This is a genomic window from Sphingomonadaceae bacterium OTU29LAMAA1 (genome assembly GCA_024072375.1).
Classification (GTDB): Bacteria; Pseudomonadota; Alphaproteobacteria; order Sphingomonadales; family Sphingomonadaceae; genus Sphingomonas.
Genome location: CP099617.1, coordinates 1,700,730 through 1,722,226, shown reverse-complemented (window position 1 = coordinate 1,722,226; position 21,497 = coordinate 1,700,730). Strand labels below are relative to the sequence as shown.

21 protein-coding genes and 1 other RNA gene are annotated in these 21,497 nt (G+C 66.9%); 11 read left to right on the top strand and 11 right to left on the bottom strand.

What is annotated here, in order from left to right:
- Positions 1–67 precede the first annotated feature (67 nt).
- From NF699_08465 to NF699_08450, 4 genes are all read left to right on the top strand, one after another.
- The gene (locus tag NF699_08465; protein ID USU06674.1) at positions 68–565 is read left to right on the top strand and encodes a methylated-DNA--[protein]-cysteine S-methyltransferase; all 498 of its coding nucleotides are present in this window, start codon (positions 68–70) and stop codon (positions 563–565) included.
- Between the two features lie 207 nt (positions 566–772).
- Positions 773–2,110: a dicarboxylate/amino acid:cation symporter gene (locus NF699_08460; GenBank protein USU06673.1), complete on the top strand. Its 1,338-nt coding sequence runs from the start codon at positions 773–775 to the stop codon at positions 2,108–2,110.
- A 131-nt stretch (positions 2,111–2,241) separates the two neighbouring features.
- Positions 2,242–3,732, top strand: coding sequence for an alginate export family protein (locus tag NF699_08455; protein ID USU06672.1), 1,491 nt, complete (start codon positions 2,242–2,244; stop codon positions 3,730–3,732).
- Between the two features lie 12 nt (positions 3,733–3,744).
- On the top strand, positions 3,745–5,361 hold the full coding sequence (locus tag NF699_08450) for an NAD-dependent malic enzyme (protein ID USU06671.1): 1,617 nt from the start codon (positions 3,745–3,747) through the stop codon (positions 5,359–5,361).
- A gap of 127 nt (positions 5,362–5,488) precedes the next feature.
- Here the strand turns inward: NF699_08450 and NF699_08445 are convergent, their stop codons facing one another.
- Entirely contained in the window at positions 5,489–8,485 is a 2,997-nt protein-coding gene (locus tag NF699_08445; GenBank protein USU06670.1) for a PAS domain-containing protein, read from the bottom strand.
- A gap of 104 nt (positions 8,486–8,589) precedes the next feature.
- Here NF699_08445 and NF699_08440 point away from each other — a divergent pair, with 104 nt between their 5' ends.
- The gene (locus tag NF699_08440; GenBank protein ID USU06669.1) at positions 8,590–9,633 is read left to right on the top strand and encodes an enoyl-CoA hydratase/isomerase family protein; all 1,044 of its coding nucleotides are present in this window, start codon (positions 8,590–8,592) and stop codon (positions 9,631–9,633) included.
- Between the two features lie 11 nt (positions 9,634–9,644).
- The gene (locus NF699_08435; GenBank protein USU06668.1) at positions 9,645–10,421 is read left to right on the top strand and encodes an enoyl-CoA hydratase; all 777 of its coding nucleotides are present in this window, start codon (positions 9,645–9,647) and stop codon (positions 10,419–10,421) included.
- Positions 10,422–10,474: 53 nt separating this feature from the next.
- Here the strand turns inward: NF699_08435 and tmk are convergent, their stop codons facing one another.
- From tmk to NF699_08420, 3 genes are read right to left on the bottom strand one after another with little or no spacing between them, the layout of a single operon-like run.
- Positions 10,475–11,113: a dTMP kinase gene (gene tmk / locus NF699_08430; GenBank protein USU06667.1), complete on the bottom strand. Its 639-nt coding sequence runs from the start codon at positions 11,111–11,113 to the stop codon at positions 10,475–10,477.
- Positions 11,113–11,502 carry a DUF2147 domain-containing protein gene (locus NF699_08425; protein ID USU06666.1) on the bottom strand — a complete coding sequence of 130 codons (390 nt, stop codon included), beginning with the start codon at positions 11,500–11,502 and terminating at the stop codon, positions 11,113–11,115. The genes tmk and NF699_08425 overlap by 1 nt, the downstream gene beginning before the upstream one ends.
- A 22-nt stretch (positions 11,503–11,524) precedes the next feature.
- On the bottom strand, positions 11,525–11,803 hold the full coding sequence (locus NF699_08420) for a chorismate mutase (GenBank protein USU06665.1): 279 nt from the start codon (positions 11,801–11,803) through the stop codon (positions 11,525–11,527).
- A gap of 101 nt (positions 11,804–11,904) precedes the next feature.
- Here NF699_08420 and NF699_08415 point away from each other — a divergent pair, with 101 nt between their 5' ends.
- Positions 11,905–12,915: a polyprenyl synthetase family protein gene (locus NF699_08415; GenBank protein ID USU06664.1), complete on the top strand. Its 1,011-nt coding sequence runs from the start codon at positions 11,905–11,907 to the stop codon at positions 12,913–12,915.
- Between the two features lie 47 nt (positions 12,916–12,962).
- Here the strand turns inward: NF699_08415 and NF699_08410 are convergent, their stop codons facing one another.
- Both NF699_08410 and NF699_08405 read right to left on the bottom strand, forming a co-directional pair.
- Positions 12,963–13,889 carry a cation diffusion facilitator family transporter gene (locus tag NF699_08410; protein USU06663.1) on the bottom strand — a complete coding sequence of 309 codons (927 nt, stop codon included), beginning with the start codon at positions 13,887–13,889 and terminating at the stop codon, positions 12,963–12,965.
- Between the two features lie 139 nt (positions 13,890–14,028).
- Positions 14,029–14,358: a hypothetical protein gene (locus NF699_08405; GenBank protein ID USU06662.1), complete on the bottom strand. Its 330-nt coding sequence runs from the start codon at positions 14,356–14,358 to the stop codon at positions 14,029–14,031.
- A gap of 87 nt (positions 14,359–14,445) precedes the next feature.
- Here NF699_08405 and hrpB point away from each other — a divergent pair, with 87 nt between their 5' ends.
- Both hrpB and NF699_08395 read left to right on the top strand, forming a co-directional pair.
- Positions 14,446–16,905 (top strand): ATP-dependent helicase HrpB, encoded by a 2,460-nt coding sequence (hrpB, locus tag NF699_08400; GenBank protein USU06661.1) that lies wholly within the window; start codon positions 14,446–14,448, stop codon positions 16,903–16,905.
- A gap of 11 nt (positions 16,906–16,916) precedes the next feature.
- Positions 16,917–17,198, top strand: a complete 282-nt coding sequence (locus tag NF699_08395; GenBank protein ID USU06660.1) for an ETC complex I subunit — start codon at positions 16,917–16,919, stop codon at positions 17,196–17,198.
- 27 nt (positions 17,199–17,225) lie between these two features.
- On the opposite strand, the gene NF699_08390 is transcribed toward NF699_08395, so the two are convergent.
- Genes NF699_08390 through NF699_08375 form a run of 4 tightly spaced genes read right to left on the bottom strand, consistent with a single transcriptional unit; the run spans position 17,226 to position 19,942 of the window.
- The gene (locus NF699_08390; GenBank protein USU06659.1) at positions 17,226–17,753 is read right to left on the bottom strand and encodes an NUDIX hydrolase; all 528 of its coding nucleotides are present in this window, start codon (positions 17,751–17,753) and stop codon (positions 17,226–17,228) included.
- Positions 17,750–18,421, bottom strand: a complete 672-nt coding sequence (locus NF699_08385) for a hypothetical protein (GenBank protein USU06658.1) — start codon at positions 18,419–18,421, stop codon at positions 17,750–17,752. Before NF699_08385 ends, NF699_08390 begins: the two co-directional genes overlap by 4 nt.
- 1 nt (position 18,422) lies before the next feature.
- The gene (locus NF699_08380; protein USU06657.1) at positions 18,423–19,331 is read right to left on the bottom strand and encodes a TPM domain-containing protein; all 909 of its coding nucleotides are present in this window, start codon (positions 19,329–19,331) and stop codon (positions 18,423–18,425) included.
- Positions 19,332–19,336: 5 nt separating this feature from the next.
- Positions 19,337–19,942: a LemA family protein gene (locus tag NF699_08375; GenBank protein USU06656.1), complete on the bottom strand. Its 606-nt coding sequence runs from the start codon at positions 19,940–19,942 to the stop codon at positions 19,337–19,339.
- A 109-nt stretch (positions 19,943–20,051) separates the two neighbouring features.
- Here NF699_08375 and mscL point away from each other — a divergent pair, with 109 nt between their 5' ends.
- Complete coding sequence (mscL, locus tag NF699_08370) at positions 20,052–20,495, top strand: large conductance mechanosensitive channel protein MscL (protein ID USU06655.1); 444 nt, start codon at positions 20,052–20,054, stop codon at positions 20,493–20,495.
- Positions 20,496–20,536: 41 nt separating this feature from the next.
- On the opposite strand, the gene NF699_08365 is transcribed toward mscL, so the two are convergent.
- Positions 20,537–20,968 carry an Rrf2 family transcriptional regulator gene (locus NF699_08365; GenBank protein ID USU06654.1) on the bottom strand — a complete coding sequence of 144 codons (432 nt, stop codon included), beginning with the start codon at positions 20,966–20,968 and terminating at the stop codon, positions 20,537–20,539.
- A 42-nt stretch (positions 20,969–21,010) separates the two neighbouring features.
- On the opposite strand from NF699_08365, the gene ssrA reads away from it, so the two are divergent.
- Positions 21,011–21,390: a transfer-messenger RNA gene (gene ssrA / locus NF699_08360) on the top strand.
- Positions 21,391–21,497: the final 107 nt, after the last annotated feature.

Below are 21,497 nucleotides of genomic sequence, written 5' to 3'. Positions count from 1 at the left end.
GGTAGCCGCGGACCACGTCCGGGACGACGGACATGGCGCGGAGACGTGGGTGCTGTAATCTCGCGATATGACCCTGTCCTCCGCCACGATCGAATCGCCCGTCGGACTGCTGACGCTCGTTGCGAGCGATGTCGGGCTCGTCGCGGTGCTTTGGGAAGACGACGACCCCTTACGCGTTCGGCTCGGGCCGCTTGCACCGGACGATGCCCATCCGGTTCTGATGGAAACCATGCGTCAACTCCGCGGCTATTTCGCCGGCGAGGTCACGACGTTCGACCTGCCGCTCGACATGCGGGGTACGGATTTCCAGAAGAGCGTATGGGCGGCGCTGCTGGCGATCCCCTATGGCGAGACGCGCAGCTATGGCGCGATCGCGCGCGAGATCGGGCGGCCCGGTGCCAGCCGCGCGGTCGGGGCGGCGAATGGACGCAATCCGCTGTCGATCGTCGCGCCCTGCCATCGCGTCGTCGGCACCGGCGGGCATCTGACCGGTTTCGCGGGAGGACTGGAGGCGAAAGCGGCGCTGCTCGCGCTGGAGCGGCGCGCCGGAGAATTGCCGCTGTGACAGTGTGCAATTTTCGGCACACTTTCATGGCAACGCCATGACCCGAACGGTAATCGACCCTGTCCCATAACGCTAAGTTATTGATGAACAAGGATAACTAAATCTCGTCCAGCCGTTGCCGCGGCGTCTTCTATCGCGGCATGCTCCGTCGACGCTCAGGGCCATCAAGAGTCCGGTCGCGTCGTCACAGAGGATGAAAGGCTGCCCATGACCATCAGCATCGCGCAAGCACCCGTTACGCCGCCGGCCGCGAAGCCGTGGTATGCGCAACTCTATTTCCAGGTGCTGATCGCGATCGTCGCGGGCGTGCTGCTCGGCCATTTCGCGCCAGCGACCGGCGAGGCGCTGAAGCCGCTGGGCGATGCGTTCATCAAGCTGGTGAAGATGGTGATCGCGCCGGTCATCTTCCTGACCATCGTCACCGGCATCGCCGGCATGCGCGACCTGGGCGCGGTCGGCCGCGTCGCGGGCAAGGCCTTCCTCTATTTCCTGTTCTTTTCGACGCTGGCGCTGATCGTCGGGCTGATCGTTGCGAATGTGGTACGGCCTGGCGCAGGGTTGAACATCGATCCTGCCACGCTGGACACCAGCAAGGTCGCCGAGTTCGCCGAAAAGGCGCATGACAGCACGATCACCGGGTTCCTGACCGGGATCATCCCCGACACGTTCCTGTCGTCGCTGACGCAGGGCAACATCCTGCAGGTGCTGTTCGTATCGATCCTGTTCGGCATCGCGCTGGCGCTGATCGGCGACCGCGGTGCGAAGGTTCTGAACGTACTCGAGGACGTATCGCTCGCCTTCTTCAAGGTCGTCGCGATCGTCATGAAGGCGGCGCCGGTCGGCGCGTTCGGCGCGATGGCGTTCACCATCGGCAAGTACGGCGTCGGCACGCTCGCCAATCTCGCGATGCTGGTCGGCACCTTCTACCTGACGTCGCTGCTGTTCGTCCTCGTCGTGCTCGGCACCGTCAGCTGGCTGTGCGGTTTCTCGATCCTGCGGTTGATTTCGTACCTGAAGGCCGAACTGCTGCTGGTGCTCGGCACCTCGTCGTCGGAAAGTGCGTTGCCCGCGCTGATCGAGAAGATGGAGCGGGCGGGTTGCCCCAAGTCGATCGTCGGACTCGTCGTGCCGACCGGCTATTCGTTCAACCTCGACGGCACCAATATCTATATGACGCTGGCGGCGCTGTTCATCGCGCAGGCGTGCAACGTCGACCTGACGCTGGGGCAGCAATTGCTGCTGCTGTCGGTCGCTATGCTGTCGTCGAAGGGGGCGGCGGGCGTGACCGGCGCGGGCTTCATCACGCTGGCCGCGACGCTGTCGATCGTGCCGAGCGTACCGGTGGCGGGCATGGCGCTGATCCTGGGCGTCGACCGGTTCATGAGCGAATGCCGCAGCCTGACCAACTTCATCGGCAATGCGGTGGCGACGGTGGTGGTGTCGCGCTGGGAAGGCGCGCTGGACAGCGAGCAGCTGGATGCGGCGCTTCGGGGACGGGCCCTGCGCGTCGACCAGATGCCCGCCGACGCTGTCCCCGCGGAATAACGGAGCGCGCCCCGCTTACCCTCATCCATCGTCGCCTTTGGCGTCCGTCTCCTCTCCCGCCGGAATTAGGGAGAGAGCGGCAAGGCGGCGGAAGGGTAAGGGCGCGGGTCGCCCCAGAAAGGATCACGTCCATGTTCCATCGTACCAGCGCCCTGGGCGCCACCGTCTTGCTCACCCTCGCGACTGCCGCCCATGCACAAACCAGTGTCGCACCCACCGAGAGCGGGCAGACGCGCAACCCCGCGACGCCGATCGTCACATCCTATCCCTCCGCCGCCGTGGGCGACGGTGCGACGACGAACGGCTTCAACCTGTCGCGCTGGGCAGAGGATTGGCGGGTGATGCGCGATCCCAAGAAGCGCGACGACATTCTCGACCGGCTGAAGTTCCTGCCGCTCGATGGCGATGGCGATGTCTATCTGACACTGTCGGGCGAGCTGCGCTTGCGGGTCAATCACACCACCAACCCGAACCTGCGGGACGCGCGAGCCCAGCGGCAGGATATCAACCGCATCGTCGGGGGCGCCGATCTGCACGTCGGCCCGCATTTCCGCGCCTTCGCCGAGGTCGCGCACGGCGGCATCGCCGGCGTCGAACTCGGCGCCCCCGCGGCGACGTTGCGCAACGATCTGGTGCTGCAACAGGCCTTCGTCGAGGGCAATGCGGAGGTCGCCGGCGTGGCGATCGGCGCGCGTTATGGCCGGCAGGAGTTTACCGACGGGCCGAACCTGCTCGTGTCGCAGCGCGACAACAATACGATCCGCTATACGCTGAACGGCATCCGGGCATGGGCGCGGGGCAGCCGCGTGCGAGCCGATCTGTTCGACCTGAAGCCGACGCAATATGGCGATCTGGGCACCGATGACGACGTCAGCGATCCGGCGCGGCGGTTTTCCGGCGTGACGCTGGGCTTTGCGGCACCGACGACGTGGCTGGGCGGATCGAAGCTGTATATCGACCCCTTTTTCTGGCGGCGGCGCAACACGGTGGGCGCGTGGGGCGGGCGGATCGGGCCGGCGACGCGCTATTATATCGGCACCCATATCTGGGGAGATGCCGGACCGGTGACGATCGACTGGACGATCAACCATCAATATGGCCACTACATCAATCAGGACATCGACGCCTGGCAATTGCTGTTCGCGCAGACGTACCGGATCGGCAAGGCGAAGACCGCACCGCGGGTCGGTGTCCATTTCGACTATGCGAGTGGCGGTGGCGGTTATGGCAATGGCAAGCTGCGCGATGCCTATGCGCCGTTCGGCAACAATATCTATTACAGCTACGGCCTTTTCCTGACCCCGTCGAACCTGATCGCGGTGGCGCCAAACGTCACCTTCCAGCCGATCAGGAACGTCCGGCTGACCGCGGAATACCAGCTGACCTGGCGCGACAGCACCACCGACGCGGTCTATCGCGCCAACGGGCAGCCCTTCGCCGGGACGCAGCGGATCGGCGACGCCAAGATCGGCGACGTCGCCCGGTTGCAGGCGATCTGGTCGATCACGCCGCGGCTGTCCTTTACCGGCCGCTACGAACACCTCGCCGCCGGCCCGTCGCTGACGAAGGCGGGATTCAAGAGCTCCGATTTCCTCGCCGGCTGGCTCAGCTTTCGCTTCTGAAGGGTATCGATCATGTCCCCCGCATTCCATGCCGCCGCCCGCGCGCTGTTGTCCGATCCGCTGACCAACAAGGGGACGGCGTTTACCGAAGCCGAGCGCGACCGGCTCGGCCTGCACGGCCTGCTGCCGCCGCATGTGGGGACGCTGGAAAGCCAGATCGTGCGGCGGCGGCGGGTGCTGGACGGGATGGCGGACGATTTCCATCGCTATGCCTTCCTGCGCGAATTGCAGGATTCGAACGAGGTGCTGTTCCATGCGCTGGTGCAGGCCGACCTGCCGCGCATGTTGCCGCTGGTCTACACGCCGACCGTGGGCGCGGGGTGCGAGCGGTTCAGCGAGATCTGGCGCAAGCCGCGCGGGCTGTTCCTGAGCTATCCCAACCGCGAACGGATCGCGGATATTCTCGCCGATCCCGCGCTAGACCGGGTGAAGGTGATCGTCGTCAGCGACGGCGAGCGTATCCTTGGGCTGGGCGATCAGGGTGCGGGCGGCATGGGCATTCCGATCGGCAAGCTGGCGCTATACACCGCCTGCGCGGGCATTCATCCGGCAGAGGTGCTGCCGATCCTGCTCGACGTCGGCACCGACAATGCGGGCTTGCGCGACGATCCGCTCTACGTCGGCTGGCGCAACCCGCGCATCCGGGGTGAGGACTATGCGGCGTTCGTCGATACCTTCGTCGAGGCGGTGGCGGCGCGCTGGCCGAACGTGCTGCTGCAATGGGAGGATTTCGCCGGACACAACGCCTACGACCTGCTGGCGCGCTATCGTGACCGGTTGCTGAGCTTCAACGACGATATCCAGGGCACCGCAGCGACTGCGGTGGGGACGCTGCTGTCTGCGATCCGTCGCACCGGCGCGGCGCTGACGGAGCAGCGGATCGTGCTGTTCGGCGCAGGGGCTGCAGGCAGCGGCGTCGCCGAGTTGCTGGTGCAGGCCTTGCGCGCGGAGGGGCTGGACGAGGCGGGCGCACGGGCGCGGATATGGGCGGTCGATCGCGACGGGCTGGTGCTGTCGGACATGGCGAAGCTGACGCCGCCGCAGGTGCTGCTGGCCCGCGATCCTGCCGAAGTTGCGGGTTGGGCACGCGATGCGCAGGGCGATCTCGGATTGCTCGAAGTGGTGCAGGCGGTGCGCCCGACCGTGTTGATCGGCGCATCGGGTCAGGCGGGCAGCTTCACCGAAGCCGTCGTTCGGGCAATGGCTGCGGGCTGCGACCGACCGGTGATCTTTCCGCTCTCCAATCCGGTATCGCGGGCCGAGGCGCATCCCGCGGACGTGCTGGCATGGACCGATGGCCGTGCGATCGTCGGCACCGGCAGCCCGTTCGGGGTGGCGGGGGTGACGCAGGTGAACAACGTCTACATCTTCCCCGGCGTCGGACTGGGTGCACTGGCGGTGGGCGCGACGCGGGTGACCGACGGCATGTTCATGGCGGCGGCGCGGGCGCTCGGTGAAATGGGCGGAGAGGGGGAGACGCTGCTGCCGCCGATCGAGAACTTGCGGGATGTGGCATTGCGGATCGCGATGGTCGTGGCGCAGGCGGCAATCGCGGATGGAGTGACGACGATGAGCGCGGTTGGCGAGGAGCAGATCACGGCGCTGATGTGGGAGGCTGCGTATGGCTGACCCGGCGCAACCGGCGCTTTAGCGGACGAGGACATGCGACCGATGGCGGAGGCTTCTCTGTTCTTCGCCTAATGCGCAGCTTGCCTCCCCCTCCGTCACGGCTTCATGACCCTCATCGCGGGGAGAATCATATTTCCTTTTCCAGTTGCCGGGGCTTTGCCGCGCCATTAGGCAGGGCTGCTGCGATTGCAGCCTGAAGCGCCTCCATGCCGTAGGGCTTGGCCAGCAGCACCGCACCGGTGCCACTCGGTACTGCGGCGGTGTCACCCGTCGCGAAGACGATCCCGACGCCTGGCCGTAGCTCGCGAGCGGTGATGGCGAATTCCGGGCCGGAGGCGCCGGGCAGGTTGACGTCGGTCACCAGCGCATCGATCGGCACGGTTTGCAGCGCGGTCATCGCATCCTCCGCGCTCGCCGCATCGACCACGACATAGCCGCTGGCCTGTAGCAGCTCGGCGGTGGTCGCCCGGATAACTGCGTCATCCTCGACGAGCAGGACGGTGATCTGGCCCTTCGCGCCTGCCGGCGGACGTAACGCGACGGGGGCGCTGGTCAGCTCTCGCGCGGCCAGCCCGGCGCTGCGCTGACGCTGGTTGGCAAGGACGTGGCGGAATTTCCGCGCCAGCGCCTCGCGGGTATAGGGCTTGGACAGCAGCTCTACGCCGGCATCGAGCCGCCCGCCGTGAACGATCGAATTTTCGGTATAGCCGCTGGTGAACAGCACAGAGAGGTCCGGCAGGCGCTCCTTCGCCTTGCGCGCGAGTTCCGGGCTTTTGAGCGTGCCGGGCATCACCACGTCGGTGAACAGCATATCGATCGGTATGCCGCTTTCGATGACGTTGAGCGCGCTTTGCGCATCGACCGCCTTCAGCACGCGATAGCCGAGGTCGCCGAGCATCTCGACCACCGTCGCGCGCACCTCGTCGTCGTCCTCCACCACCAGCACCGTTTCGGTGCCGCCCTCGATCACACCGGTGTCGACCTGAACCTCGACATCCTCCGCCTCGCGACTGCGCGGCAGGTACAGCTTGATCGTGGTGCCTTCGCCGACCTCCGAATAGATCTTCACGTGGCCGCCGGACTGTTTGACGAAGCCATAGACCATCGACAGGCCAAGCCCGGATCCCTTGCCTTCCGACTTGGTCGAGAAGAACGGTTCGAATACCTTGGCGACGATATCGGGCGCCATGCCGCTGCCGGTGTCGCTGACCGCGAGCATGACGTACTGGCCCGCGTCGACCTCTTCGTGACGGAGCGCATACGCGTCGTCGAGGTGGGCGTTGGCGAGTTCGATCGTCAGCTTGCCGGTGCCGTTCATCGCGTCGCGCGCGTTGATCGCGAGGTTGAGCAAGGCATTCTCGATCTGCGCAGGATCAATGAAGCAGTTCCACAGGCCGCCGCCGAAAACCGTCTCGACCTCGATCCCCTCGCCGATCGCACGGCGCAGCATGTCGTCCATGCCCTGTACGAAGCGGGTGACGTTGACGACCTTGGGCTCAAGCGCCTGACGCCGTCCGAAGGCGAGCAGTTGCGCCGCGAGCTTCGACCCGCGCGAGACGCCGGCCATCGCATTCGATACCCGGCGTTCGGCGCGATCGTTGCCCGCGATGTCCTTCGACAGCAACTGGAGGTTGCCGGAAACGACCTGGAGCAGATTGTTGAAATCGTGCGCGACGCCGCCGGTCAGCTTGCCGATCGTCTCCATCTTCTGGCTCTGTGCCAGTGCCGCTTCGGCTGCGCGGCGTTCGCCGATTTCGGCGATGACGCGGGCTTCTAGGTTTTCATTGAGCTGACGCAGTTGTTCCTCGGCACGCTCGCGATGGCGGACCTGCCGTTGCAGATGGTCCGCCTGATCGCGCAGCGTCTGTTCGGCGGCGCGCTGTTCGGTGATGTCCGTGTGGACGCCGACCCATTCGACGATCTCGCCCGCGGCATCCTTGATCGGCAGCGCACGGATCAGGCAGTTGCGCCATGCGCCATCATGGCGGCGGACGCGATGTTCGAAGATGAAGATCGATCGGGCAGCGACCGCGGCGTTCCATGCCGCTACGGTCGCGTCGGCATCGTCGGGATGGACGGCGTTCGCCCAGCCATAACCGCTGTAGGCTTCGGCATCCTGTCCGGTCAGCGCGCTCCAGCCCGGCTGTTCGCCCAGCATCCGGCCATCGGCGGTGTTGGTCCACAACACACCGTGCACCGCCTCCATCGCCGCGCGGAAGCGATCGTTGCTGACCCGCACCGCCGCCTCGCGCTGCGCCCGTTCCTCGACATCGGTGACGAGGACGTGAAAGCCGAGGATGGTTCCGTCAGCGTCGGCGCGGGGCAGGTACCGGATGTCGGCACGGCGGAAGCTGCCGTCGCGGTGCGACATGCGCCCTTCGGACCGGATCGATTCGCCGGCAAGCGCACGCTCGATCAGCGGCAGGCGCTCGGCGTAGATCTCCGCGCCGAGTACGTCGCGCAAGTGTCGTCCGGTCACCTGGTCCGGCGTCAGGCCGAACCAGTCGAGGTAGTAGCTGTTGGCGAAGCGATAGACGTGGTCCGCGCCGACATAGGAGATCAGCACCGGCAACGCATCGGTGATCGCGCGCAATTCCTTCGCGCTGGCGGCGACGGCGACCTCCGCGCCGATCCGGGCGGTGTTGTCGATGACCGTACACATGACGCCGCCGACGCTGCCGTCGTCGAGATGGACTGGGGTGTAGAACAGGTCGAGGAAGAAACGTTGCGCCGCGCCGTCGTCACGGGCGAGCATCATCGGCTGATCGTGGAAGGCGACGACCTCTCCGGCGAACCCGCGCATCAGGATATCGCGATTCCACTCCCACAGGTCGGGCCACACCGACCCGACGTCCGCACCGAGCGCCTGCGGATGGCGACCACCGGCAACGCGGGCGTAACCGTCGTTATAGATCATGATGTGGCCAGCGCCCCACATCAGCACCTTGGGCACCGGCGAATTGACGATGTTGCTCACCGTCGTCCGTAGCGCGGGCGACCAGTCGTGGACCGGACCGAGCGGCGTGCGGCTCCAGTCGAATGCGCGAATCAGCGCGCCGCATTCGCCGCCGCCGACCGGCCAGGCAGCAGGGGCGGGCGTCGGCGCAGAGGGGATGGAGGACATGGGCGGTGAAATGAGCGCTTGCCCGATATGTGTCAAACACCTGGAGCAGGTTTTCGTCTGTCCGGTATGGACGTGGGGCGTGCCGCGGGTCAAAGGCTGCCGGTATGAGCGACGATCTGCTGACCACGACCGAAGGCGCCGTCGGACGGCTTCGCCTGAACCGACCCAAGGCGCTGAACGCGCTGAACCTTTCGATGTGTGAGGGGATGCTGGCGGCGCTGGAGGCATGGCGCGCCGATGCTAACGTCGCGGCGGTCATGCTGGACCATGCCGAAGGTCGCGGCTTCTGCGCCGGTGGCGACATCCGCATGCTGAGCGAGAGCGGCGCGGCCGATGGTTTGGCAGCGCGGGCGTTCTTCCACACCGAATACCGCCTCAATCATCGGCTGTTCGCCTATGCCAAGCCGACGGTGGCCTTCATGGACGGCGTGACGATGGGCGGCGGCGTCGGCATCGCCTTGCCCTGCCGCTATCGCATCGCGACCGAAAACACGCGCTTCGCCATGCCGGAAACCGGGATCGGCCTGTTCCCCGACGTGGGCGGCGGCTGGTTCCTGTCGCGGCTGCCGGGGCGGATCGGCCAGTTTCTGGCATTGACCGGGCACCGCCTGGATGGTGCGGAAGCGCACGCACTGGGACTGGCGACGCATTATCTGCCGGCTACGGCGCTGGAAGGGGCGAAGGTGGGGATCGTCGCCGACCCGCAGGGGATCGAGGCGATCCTCGATCGAGTGAGCATCGCGCCACCCGAGCCGAAGCTGGTGGCGCATCGCGCCGACATCGACCGGCTGTTCGCTGCGGACACGCTGGAGGAGGTGTTCGCCGCGCTGGAGGCGGACGATGGCGCGTTCGCGCAGGCACAACTTGCGGTGCTGCGGACCAAAAGTCCGCAGGCGATGAAGGTGTCGCTGCGGCTGCTATACGACGGCGGGCTGATGCAGAGCTTCGCCGACGAGATGGCACAGGAATATGCCGTCGCCAGCCGCGTCGTGCAGCGCCACGATTTTCTGGAAGGTGTGCGTGCGGTGATCGTCGACAAGGACAATGCGCCGCGCTGGCAGCCCGCCACGCCCGCCGGCGTTACCGATCACGTCATCGACCAGATCTTCGCGCCGCTGCCGGAAGCGGACGCGTGGACGCCCGCATAAGGAGAGTTTCCGTGGCCGAATACCAGACCATCCTCGTCGAGCGGCGCGATCGTGTGACGCTCATCACGCTCAACCGGCCGGAGGCGCTGAATGCCCTCAACGCACAGGTGCTGGACGACCTGCTGGCGGCGCTCGCGGCGTTCGATGCCGACGACTCGCAGGGCTGCGCGGTATTGACCGGCAGCGCCAAGGCGTTCGCGGCGGGGGCGGACATCAAGGAAATGCAGGCGATGGACTTCGCCGCGATGTACGGCCGCAACCACTTCAGCGGCTACGAAAGGCTGACCGCGACGCGCAAGCCGATCATCGCCGCAGTGGCGGGCTACGCGCTGGGCGGAGGATGCGAGCTGGCGATGATGTGCGACTTCATCCTGGCCGCCGACAGCGCGAAGTTCGGCCAGCCCGAGGTGAAGCTGGCGGTCAGTCCCGGCATGGGTGGTTCGCAGCGGCTGGCGCGCGCGGTCGGCAAGGCGAAGGCGATGGAGATGTGCCTGACCGGTCGGATGATGGACGCCGCCGAGGCGGAGCGCGCCGGGCTGGTCAGCCGGGTGATCCCCGCCGCCGATCTGGTCGATGAGGCGGTGAAGACCGCCGCGACGATCGCCGGCATGGCACCGCTGGCGGTGCTGGCGAACAAGGAAATGGTCAACGCGGCGTTCGAGACGACGCTGTCGCAGGGCGTGCAGTTCGAGCGGCGGCTGTTCCACGGGCTGTTCGGCACCGCCGACCAGAAGGAGGGCATGGCGGCGTTCGTCGAGAAACGTCCGGGGGCGTGGACGGGGAAGTAACCGGCGTTACCTCTGATTGTCGTCCTCACCCTTTCGCGCGGGGTGAGGGTGACCTACCGTTCCAGAAACCGCACCAACGTAGCAAGCGCCGCGGCCTGCACCTCGTCGGGCGTGCCGCCGGCGTCCACCACGACGTGTCGTTCCGGTGCCGCCGCCGCCTGAGCGAGGAAGGCGGCGCGAATGCGCTGGTGGAAGGCGAGGTCGAGACTTTCGAACCGGCCCTCGTCCACCGCATCGACCGCCAGCCGCTTGCGGCTGCGTGCCAGTCCCACCGCCGGGTCGAGGTCGAGCACCAGCGTCAGGTCGGGCCACACGTCGTCCACCACGGCAGCATGCAGATCCCGGATCAACCGCTCGGCCATTCCACGGCCTGCGCCCTGATAGGCGAGCGTCGATCCGGCGTAGCGATCGGACACCACCACACGCCCCGCCGCCACCGCCGGCAACACGATGCGGGCGACATGCTGAACGCGCGCGGCGGTCATCAGCAGCAATTCGGCGCGCGGATCCCAGGCTTCGTCTTCGCCCGCAAGTAGCAGGCCACGCAACGCCTCCCCCTGCGGCGTACCGCCGGGTTCGCGGGTGCCGAGCACGTCGTGCCCCTGGGCCCGCAAGCTGGCGATCAGGTGGCGGACGACGCCGCTCTTGCCCGACCCGTCGACGCCCTCGATCGCGATGAACGCACCGGCCATCAGTCGCGGCGCCAGATTTGCGATTTGCAGAGCATGCCGCCGATCAGGCAGCCCTTCACGTTCAGCGTGTCGGCGTCGATCATCGTCACGGTCGATCCGAATGCCCGGCCCATATCGGGCACGTATATCTGCCCGGACCAGCGATTCTTGCCGTTCCTTCTATATTCACGCAGCAGCGCGGTGCCGAGCAGCGGCGGATACCCCTTGCTGGCGACGTCGGTCTTCGCCTTTTCAGTCGCGCGGATCACCCAGCCGCAGAGCTTGTCACCGCAGCGGCCGGTGCGCACCGCCACGCTGTTCTTGGGATTGTGCCATATACCTAGGATCGCCGCGTGCGGATCGGCGACGGCGGCCGGTGCCACGGCGGCGAGGAGCAGGGCGGCGATCACGCCGGACACGTGGTGACGCGGCTCACCCGCGCAACTTCTCGTGGTGGCGGATCACCTCGTCGATGATGAAGCGGAGGAACTTCTCGCTGAATTCTGGGTCCAGCTCCGCCTCTTCGGCCATCTGGCGCAGGCGGGCGATCTGGCGTTCCTCGCGGCCCGGATCGGCGGCTGGCAGGCCCGATGTCGCCTTGTGCCGGCCCACCGCCTGCGTCACCTTGAAGCGTTCGGCGAGCAGGTGGACGAGCGCCGCATCGATATTGTCGATGCTCTTGCGGTAGCCCTGCAGCACGTCGTCGCTCATGTCGTGGCCCTTTGCCGCCCGATTTCCTGTCCCATGGGGTGTGTTGCGGCTGCGAGCAAGACTTGCGTTCGCGCGGGCGAGGGGCCAGAGCGCGGGGCGAGATGTCCGCTACCATCCACCGCCTCGACAACCGCGAGCCCTCGCTGGAGCCGATGCTCCAGTTGGTCGCGGGCGACATGAACGCCGTCAATCAGGTGATCCTCGACCGCATGCAGTCGCAGATCCCGCTGATTCCGGAGCTTGCCGGCCATCTGATCGCCGGGGGCGGCAAGCGGATGCGGCCGATGCTGACGCTCGCGAGCGCGCGGCTGATCGGCTACACCGGCACGCGCCACCACCGGCTGGCGGCGTCGGTCGAGTTCATCCACACCGCGACCTTGCTGCACGACGACGTCGTCGACGGCAGCGACCTGCGCCGCGGCAAGCGCACCGCCAACATCATCTGGGGCAATCCGGCGAGCGTGCTGGTCGGCGATTTCCTGTTCAGCCGCAGTTTCGAGCTGATGGTCGAGGACGGCAGCCTGAAGGTGCTGAAGATCCTGTCGAACGCCTCCGCGGTGATCGCGGAGGGCGAGGTCAACCAGCTGACCGCGGCACGGCGCATCGATCTGGGCGAGGATCGCTACCTCGATATCATCAACGCGAAGACGGCGGCGCTGTTCGCTGCCGCGTGTCGCATTTCCGCTGTCGTGGCGGAGCGAAGCGAGGGCGAGGAGGCGGCGCTGGACGCCTATGGCCGCAATCTGGGCATCGCCTTCCAGCTGGTCGACGACGCGATCGATTACGTGTCGGACGCGGGAACGATGGGCAAGGATGCGGGCGACGACTTCCGCGAAGGCAAGATGACGCTGCCGGTGATCCTGGCCTATGCGCGGGGCGACGCCGACGATCGCAAGTTCTGGAAGGATGCGATCGAGGGGCGGCGTGCGGCGGACGAGGATTTCGCGCACGCGATCGACCTGGTACGGCGGACACGCTCGGTGGACGACACGTTGGCGCGCGCGCGGCATTACGGCCAACGCGCAATCGACGCGATCGGTGGCTTCGCCAACGGCAAGGCCAAGGATGCGATGATCGAAGCGGTCGAGTTCGCGGTCGCGCGGGCGTACTGACGGACGCAGGTACGGCTACGCCGTCTGCCCCTGCGCCTGAATGCCTTTCAACAGCCGTCGCACTGATCGCCGGTTTCCACCTGTAGCGTCGCATGGCCGATCGCGAACCGGTCGTGCAGCATCGTGCGTGCGGCGGCGAGGAAGCCGTCGCCCGGAGAGCCGCCGGGGATGACCAGATGCGCGGTCAGCACGGGTTCGGTAGTGGACATCGGCCAGATGTGCAGATCGTGGACCTTCGTCACGCCGGGCAAGGCGATCAGGGCGGTGGTGACGGCGTCGTAATCGATCGCGCGCGGCACGGCGGCGAGCGACATCTCCACGGTTTCGCGTAGCAAACCCCAGGTCTGCCACAGGATCAGTGCGGCGATCACCAGACTGACCAGCGGGTCGATCCAGCCGATTCCGGTGAACCAGATGACGATGCCGGCAAAGACGACGCCCGCCGACACCGCTGCGTCGCTGACCATGTGCAGATAGGCGCCGCGGATGTTGATGTCGCCCTTGCGCCCCCGCGCGAACAGCCATGCCGTCAGCGCGTTGATCGCGATGCCGATGCTGGCGACGATCGAGACGGTCAAGCCCGCAACGACGGGAGGATCGTCGAACCGCTGCACCGCCTCCATCACGATTGCGCCCAGCGCCACGAGCAGGAACAACGCGTTGGCGAGCGCGGCGAGGATCGTCGAGCCTTTTAGCCCGTAGGTGAAGCGCTTGGTGGGTGCACTGCGCGCGAGCGCGGCCCCGCCCCATGCGACGGCGAGGCCGAGGACGTCCGAAAGATTGTGGCCCGCATCGGCGAGCAGGGCCACCGAGCCGGTCCACATTCCCGCGCCCGCTTCGGCGAGGACGTAGGCGATGTTGAGCGCGATGCCGATCGCGAAGGCGCGATCGAACGACGCAGGGGCGTGGCCGTGACCATGATCATGGCCGTGATGGTGTCCGGGGCCATGCCCGTGGTGATGATGTCCGCCCAATGGTCCAGCCCGATCGTGATGTACGCTTGTCGCTACCAGAGCGGGGGCAGCAAATGCCAGGACGCGATGGCGAGGTCCGAACGTCGGCCTCCCGTCCTGCCGTGACCCGGGAACACGTCCGGGGCGACGAGAGGATGGATCACGACTTACCGAACATGCCGCCAAGGCCGCCCAGCATGCCGCCCAGCCCACCGGCTCCACCGGCTCCACCCGTACCGCCGAGCAGCGCGCCCAGGTTGCCCAACGCACCTTCGCCGCCGAGGTGAGCGAGGATCTGTTGCAGCACGTCGGGCGACAGGCCGGTCGAGTCGGCCGCGCCGCTAACGGTGTCCCCCGGCTGGACGTGCGCGGCACCGAGGGCAGAGATGGCGGCGGTAACCTGTTCGGGGGACAGGCCTATCTTTGCTGCGAGATTGGCGATCTCGGGATTGCCGGCCACCTGGCCGAGGATGCCGTCCAACAGGCCCATCGCGCGTCTCCTTGATGATTGCGGGAACAGTCATAGCAGCCACACCCTGTCGCGTCGCGTGGCGATCCGTGGCAAGGGCGCCGCGTCGTGACCGATCTGCCGATCCTTGCCGTCTTGCCCGATCTGCTCGCCGCGCTGTGCGTGGGGAGCAATGCGGTGCTGGTCGCGCCGCCGGGGGCGGGCAAGACGACGGCGGTCGCCCCGGCACTGCTTGCCGAGTCATGGTGCGACGGCGAAGTGCTGGTGCTGTCGCCGCGGCGGCTGCCGGCGCGCGCGGCGGCGGAGCGGATGGCGACGCTGGCGGGCGAGCCGATCGGCAATACGTTCGGCTATGCGACGCGGATGGACAGCCGGCGGTCGGCGGCGACGCGGGTGACGGTGGTGACCGAAGGCATCTTCGTTGCACGGATCCAGTCCGATCCCGAACTGACCGGCGTGTCGGCCGTGCTGTTCGACGAAGTACACGAACGCAGCCTGGACGGTGATTTCGGGCTGGCGATGGCGCTTGATGCGCAGGGCGCGCTACGACCGGACCTGCGGCTGGTGGCTATGTCGGCGACACTGGACGGCGTGCGGTTCGCCGCGTTGATGGGCGATGCGCCGGTCGTGGAAAGCGAGGGGCGGAGCTATCCGCTGGCGTTGCGGCATCTCGGACGGGCAAGCGAGGTGCGGATCGAGGATGCGATGACGGCCGCGATCCGGCAGGCGTTGCGCGAGGCGGAGGGTGGCGTGCTGGCATTCCTGCCGGGGGTCGCCGAGATCGAACGGACCGCGGAGCGGCTCGGCAACCTGCCCGAGGATATCGTCATTCACGCCTTGCACGGCAGCCTCGATCCCGCGGCGCAGCGCGCGGCGATCCGGCCGGAGCCGGACGGGCGACGCAAGCTGGTGCTGGCGACGTCGATCGCCGAGACGAGCCTAACGCTGGATGGCATCGGCATCGTCGTCGATTCGGGTCTCGCCCGCCGCCCTCGGTACGATCGTGCGGCGGGCATGACGCGGCTGGTGACCGAGCGGGCGAGTCAGGCGGCGGTGACGCAACGCGCGGGCCGGGCCGCACGACTGGGACCCGGCGTGGCGTATCGGCTGTGGGAAGAAGCGGCCACCGGCGGCCTGCCGCGCTTCGATCCGCCCGAGATACTGGAAGCCGATCTGTCGGGGCTGGTGCTGGCGAGTGCCCTGTGGGGCGTCGGCGATCCGCGCGATCTGGCGTGGATCGACCCGCCGCCGGCCGCAGCGGTGGCGGAAGCGCGCGAGCGGCTGGCGACGCTGCAGGCGATCGATGGCGACGGACGGCCGACCGCGCACGGGCGCCGGATCGCGGGCATACCGATGTCCCCGCGTCTCGCGCACATGCTGCTGCGCGCAGGAGACATCGGGCAGGGGCGGATCGCGGCGGCGGTCGCGGTGCTGCTGTCGGAACGTGGGTTGGGTGGAGACGACCCCGATCTCGACACGCGGCTGCGGCGCTGGCGGACCGAACGCGGCACCAAGGCGGTGGCGGCGCGTCGGCTGGCGGAGCGCTGGGCGGGTTTTGCGGGAAGCGCCGGCGGCGTAGGTGGTGGCGACGGGGAGTTCGGGGAGGGTGTGGAGGTGCCGATCGCGCTCGCATTTCCCGATCGGATCGCGCGACGACGGGATGCGAGCGGTGAATATTGGGCCTCGGTCGGGGGCCGCGGATTCAGGCTTGATCCGACGACGGCGCTGGCACGGGCGGAGTGGCTGGCGGTGGCCGAAACGCAGGGCGCAGCTTCGGCTGCGCGCATTCTTGCCGCCGCGCCGATCACACTGGCGACGATCGAGCGGCTGTTCGGGCAGCAGATCGAGACACGGCGAACGGTGGAGTTCGATCCGGTCGGCGGCGGGGTGACGACGTTGCGCGAGCGGCGGCTGGGGGCGTTGCGCCTGTCGTCCGGCCCCGATCCGCAGGCCGATCCTGCGGCGGTCGTGGCGGCGTTGCTGGATGGAGTGCGGGCGCACGGTCTTGCGCTGCTGCCTTGGAGCGCGGGGGCGCAGGCGTTGCGGGCGCGGGCTGCCTATGCCGGCGTTGCGATCGAGGCTTTGATGGCCGAACGGCTTGAGGAATGGTTGCCGCCGTTGCTGGAGGGACGGCGGCGGCTGGACGCGATCCCGGCGGGTGCGTTGACCGATGCGATTCGTGGACTGGTCGGCTGGGATGCGATGCGGCAGGTCGACCGCCTGGCGCCGGCGGACTTCACTAGCCCGGCGGGGAGCACGCACGCCATCGACTATGCGGCCGAGGGCGGACCGCGGGTAGAGCTGCGGGTGCAGGCGCTGTTCGGGCTCGGCGAGCATCCGTCGATCGGATCGGAGCGGGTGCCGCTGGTACTGAGCCTGACCTCACCCGCGGGACGACCGATCCAGACGACGCGCGATCTGCCCGGGTTCTGGGCTGGCAGCTGGACTGCGGTGGCGAAGGAGATGCGGGGGCGTTACCCCAAACATCCGTGGCCAGACGATCCAGCCGCGGCGTCGGCGACGCTCCGCACCAAAAAGGCTGATGCGCGTGCCTCCACGACACGCTAAAGGAACAATCTATGCCTACCGCCCGTATATTTCAGCGCCCCAAGAACGCGATGCAGTCCGGCAAGGCCCGGACGCACACCTGGGCCCTCGAATTCGAACCCGCCGAAGCGAAGCAGCCCGATCCGCTGACCGGCTGGGCCGGCAGTGGCGACACGCGCGACCAGGTGAAGTTGAGCTTCCCCTCGCAAGAGGCTGCGGTGGCGTATTGCGAGGCGCAAGGCTTCGATTACGAACTGATCGCGGCGCCGGAGCGCAAGTTGAAGCTGCAGGCTTACGCCGATAATTTCCGGTAAGGCCAAGATTTTTCGCGTGTAGACGCGTTATTGCCCTGCGATTTCGGCGAGCAATCCGCTGCCGAGCAGCAACAGCATCTTGGCGTCGATCGCAACGCCGGCGCGGCGCTTTTCGGCAACGAAGCCGGCAACCGCTTCCGGTGCGACGCGGTGGACGGTGATGTTCTCCTGCGCATCGCCGCCGCCATCGCCGGTGCGGGTGAGGCCGGTCGCGACGACGAGAGTGAAGCTTTCCGAGGTCATGCCCGGCGAGGAGTAGAATTCGCCGCGTTCCTCGACGATCGTCGCGAGATAGCCGGTTTCCTCTTCCAGTTCGCGGCGTGCCGCATCGGCGACGTCTTCGCCGGCGTTTTCGTCACCGACCAGTCCGGCGGGAAGTTCGAGACAGGTGCGGCCAAGCGGCACGCGATGCTGTTCGACAAGCAGCAACTGGCCCTCGCCATCGATCGCGACGATTACCGCAGCGGTGATCGAACCGACTCGCTCGGCATATTCCCAGCTGCCGGCCTTGCGAACGGAAAGGTATTTGCCCTGCCACACGGTATCAATGGTCATAGTTCGATCAATCGGTCCGGAAGTTCGTTGATGTCGTGCGCTGCGGGCGGGACGTGTTCGGCAAGGACGATGCCGATCCGTCGGATCGCCGCGACCATGCCGTCGCCGGGCCGGCCGTCGCGCGTCGCTTCGAGCAACGCGGCCATCGCTTCGCCCCAGACATCCGGTTCCACGCGAGCGTGGATCGTCGCGTCGGCGATGATCTCGGCACGGTGTTCGTCGAGCGACAGGTAGAGCAGCACGCCGGTGGCATTGCGCGTGCGCGTCTCGGCACTTGCCCGAAAGAGTGCGAGCGCGCGGGCATGGACGCGGCGCGCTTCGGTGCCGCCCGGTGTCAACGCGAGGCGTAGCGGCATCCACGCCAGGACCAGCCGTACGACGAGAAAGGTGACCACCAGCAACACCAGCGCGACGGTGAACAGGCCGCCGGGCGAGGGCGCGCCATCCCAGGGATCGGCGACGAGGCCGTGCAGCCAGATCGCCACACCGGGACGGAACGCCAGGAACGCGAGCATCAGGAGCATCGCGAGCACCGTCCAGTGCAGCGCCACGTCGTGATATTTGTCCGATCGCCGGGCAACGATCGTAACGATTTCGCCCGCGGTGTCGCGTTCCGCTGCGGTCACGGCCTCGGCGACGCGGTTGCGATCGGCTTCGGTCAGGCGCATGTCACCAACTCCCCGAGGCGCCACCGCCTCCGAAATCGCCACCACCGCCACCGGTGAAGCCGCCGCCGCCCCAACTGCCGTCACTGCCGCCACCGGAGCCGCCGCCACTCCAACCCCCGCCAGTCCAACTGCTGCCGCGCGAACGGCCGATCTCGTTGGCGATGCTCCACAATACGATCGGCAGCGTGCCGCCGTCGCCATCGCTGCGATAGCGCTTGCCCCATGGTCCCGCCCGCTTTCGCCCGCGTAGTAGCGGGATCAGCACGAACAGCAGGATGATTCCCCAGATGACGAGTCCGAACGGCACACCGCCACCGCTGTCGTTCGAGGCGGAGCGGCGGTGGACCTGATCGAATTGCTTCGTCGCCGCGTCCAGCCGCGCCTGCGCTTCCTCAGGCGAGGCGCGGAGTTGCGTCGCGATGGCATCGACGCCGGCAGTGACCCCACCGGGAATGTCACCCGCCTTCAGCCGCGGCAGCATGTCGGTGTTGATGATGACGCCAGACAGGGCATCGGTCAGGATCGGCTCGAGGCCGCGACCGACCTCGATCCGCGCACCGCGCTGACCGGCCGGTGCATTGGGGGCGATGAACAATACCACGCCGTTGTTAACATCGCGCAACCCCACGCCCCAGTCGCGACCGAGCTTGTAACCATATTCCTCGTTGGAATAGCCTTGCAGGTCCGGGATCGTCGCGACCACCAGCTGGCGCCGGGTATCTTTCTGCAAAGCCTCCAGCTTCGCCGTCAGCGCCGCCTCCGTTTCCGGGGGCAGGACATTGGCGGCATCGACGACGAGACCGGTGAATTTCGGAAAGGTCTGCGCCGCCGCCGGCGCGACGATCAGCCACGCCAGCACCAGCAGCATCGCCGCCCGTACGGTCCCCAGTAGCCGGACGCCGCGTATCATCCCCGTCAGCTCGCATTCCCGAAGTTGACGGTCGGTGCCTGTTCGGCGCCCGGTGTGGTCGCCGCGAACGGCGTCAGCGGTTTGGCGCCGTAGAAGATGCGGGCACCGACGGCGTCGGGGAAGGTGCGGATGCGGGTGTTATAAGCCTGTACCGCGGTGTTGTAGTCGGTACGCGCGATGGTGATGCGGTTCTCGGTGCCTTCCAGCTGGCTCATCAGCGTGGTGTAATTGCCCTGGCTTTTGAGCTCGGGGTACGCTTCCTGCAAACGTTGCAAGGACAGCGTCACCGCACCTTGCGCGCGCTCGAATGCCTGCATCTTGGCGGGGTCGGTCAACTGATCGCCGCTCAGCTTGACCTGATTGGCGCCGGCGCGGGCCTGTGTAACCTGAACAAGGATGTCCTTTTCCTGCGCGCCCGCCGCCTTCACGGTCGATACGAGGTTGGGGATCAGGTCGGCGCGGCGCTGATACTGGTTCTGCACATCCGCCCAGCGCGCCTTCGCGTTCTCTTCCGCAGTCGGCACGGAATTGATGCCACAGCCGGCCAGCGACACCGATGCGGTGGCGGCGAGGGCAAAGGCGGCAATGGGGCGAAGCGACGACATGGACATCCTCCTGAACGGCTCTGTCCTATTCATATAGGACAGTGATCGGGCTTGGCGAAGGGCTATTCGCCGCCTAACCTCGGTTCGTCAGGCATGTAACGAGGGACGGGCGATCATGTTCAAGGAATTCAAGATCTTCATCGCGCGCGGTAACGTGCTCGACCTCGCCGTGGCGGTGATCATCGGTGCGGCGTTCGGCAAGATCGTGACGTCGCTGACCGAGGACGTGATCATGCCGGTGATCGGCAAGATCTTCGGCGGACTGGATTTTTCCGGCTATTTCCTGCGCATGGGACCGGTGCCCGCGAATTACGGCGGTTCGCTTTCGGATTACGCTGCGCTGAAGAAGGCAGGAGTGCCGTTGCTGGGCTATGGCGAGTTCATCACGCAGGCGGCGAATTTCGTGATCGTCGCCTTCATCATCTTCATGATCGTGCGAGCGGTGAACCGGTTGATGCCGAAGCCGGAAGTGCCGGCAGCTGCGGCGCCGGTAGAGCCAGCGGACGTGACGCTGTTGCGTGAAATCCGGGACGAACTGAAGGCGCGCCCGCGGGTTTGATGTCCTGTGATTCTCCCCCGTGCCGGCGGGGGAGGAGTATCTTATGCAGCGACGAGGTGCTCCGCCGTCGCATCGGCGAGGCTGGTGCCATCGAGAATGCGTGCCGTCTCATCGCGAACCCGCATCATCGCGTGGCGGATGGCGCAATCGGCTTCGCTCTTGCAGTCGTTGCAGGGACGATAGGCGGTGCGGCTGACGCAGGGAACGAGCGCCAGCGGGCCTTCGATCACGCGGATCACCTCGCCCAGAGAAATCAGATGCGCGGGGCGGGTGAGGACGTAGCCGCCCATCTTGCCGCGGGTGCTAGCCAGCAGGCCGGCGTCACGCAGATCGGCGAGGATGAGTTCGAGGAACTTGCGCGGCACGTTCGCGGCGATCGCGATCCGGCCCATCGGGATGGGCGGGGTGGCGGCGGGTGCTTCGGCGAGGAACAGCATCGCGCGCAGCGCGTAGCGGGAACGCTGGGTCAACATGATGGCCGCCGTATGAGCGCATAATGTGGCGAGTGAAAGGCGCGGATTGCAGACGCTTGTCGTCTCGCCTATATAGGACGGGCCGGCTTCCAGCCGGCTATGGCGATAAACGGCGGCGTTGCATAGACGCAGCGGACCCGGGGGCAGTACCCGGCGGCTCCACCACCGCAGCTGAGCGATCAGATGCGATGACGGGGCCGAACTAGGATCGACGTGTGTTGAAATGCGCTGTCTTTCGCTCGGAATGGGACCACCGCAACGGCCCATTACACAAGTGCCAACGATAACGAAGCACTCGCGATTGCGGCGTAACTGATGGCCTAACGGCCTGACGTTATACCAAGATTACGCGGTTGGACCCACCGGGCAACAGAAGGGATTCCAGCGGTACGGGGAGCACCGGGCAACAGAAGCTCCCCACCTTCTTCGATATGGCGGGACCATTAGGTCGTCTCTGCGCAGGCGAGGATCATGCCGTAGGTCCGCTATCCCGCACCGGCGGAATCCATACCTTCATTTCGTCATCTCC

Coding starts and splice junctions, on each gene's coding strand:
- NF699_08465 (USU06674.1), top strand. CDS start 68: ATGACCCTGTCCTCCGCCACGATCGAATCGCCCGTCGGACTGCTGACG.
- NF699_08460 (USU06673.1), top strand. CDS start 773: ATGACCATCAGCATCGCGCAAGCACCCGTTACGCCGCCGGCCGCGAAG.
- NF699_08455 (USU06672.1), top strand. CDS start 2,242: ATGTTCCATCGTACCAGCGCCCTGGGCGCCACCGTCTTGCTCACCCTC.
- NF699_08450 (USU06671.1), top strand. CDS start 3,745: ATGTCCCCCGCATTCCATGCCGCCGCCCGCGCGCTGTTGTCCGATCCG.
- NF699_08445 (USU06670.1), bottom strand. CDS start 8,485: ATGTCCTCCATCCCCTCTGCGCCGACGCCCGCCCCTGCTGCCTGGCCG.
- NF699_08440 (USU06669.1), top strand. CDS start 8,590: ATGAGCGACGATCTGCTGACCACGACCGAAGGCGCCGTCGGACGGCTT.
- tmk (USU06667.1), bottom strand. CDS start 11,113: ATGGCCGGTGCGTTCATCGCGATCGAGGGCGTCGACGGGTCGGGCAAG.
- NF699_08420 (USU06665.1), bottom strand. CDS start 11,803: ATGAGCGACGACGTGCTGCAGGGCTACCGCAAGAGCATCGACAATATC.
- NF699_08415 (USU06664.1), top strand. CDS start 11,905: ATGTCCGCTACCATCCACCGCCTCGACAACCGCGAGCCCTCGCTGGAG.
- NF699_08405 (USU06662.1), bottom strand. CDS start 14,358: ATGGGCCTGTTGGACGGCATCCTCGGCCAGGTGGCCGGCAATCCCGAG.
- NF699_08395 (USU06660.1), top strand. CDS start 16,917: ATGCCTACCGCCCGTATATTTCAGCGCCCCAAGAACGCGATGCAGTCC.
- NF699_08390 (USU06659.1), bottom strand. CDS start 17,753: ATGACCATTGATACCGTGTGGCAGGGCAAATACCTTTCCGTTCGCAAG.
- NF699_08385 (USU06658.1), bottom strand. CDS start 18,421: ATGCGCCTGACCGAAGCCGATCGCAACCGCGTCGCCGAGGCCGTGACC.
- NF699_08380 (USU06657.1), bottom strand. CDS start 19,331: ATGATACGCGGCGTCCGGCTACTGGGGACCGTACGGGCGGCGATGCTG.
- NF699_08375 (USU06656.1), bottom strand. CDS start 19,942: ATGTCCATGTCGTCGCTTCGCCCCATTGCCGCCTTTGCCCTCGCCGCC.
- mscL (USU06655.1), top strand. CDS start 20,052: ATGTTCAAGGAATTCAAGATCTTCATCGCGCGCGGTAACGTGCTCGAC.
- NF699_08365 (USU06654.1), bottom strand. CDS start 20,968: ATGTTGACCCAGCGTTCCCGCTACGCGCTGCGCGCGATGCTGTTCCTC.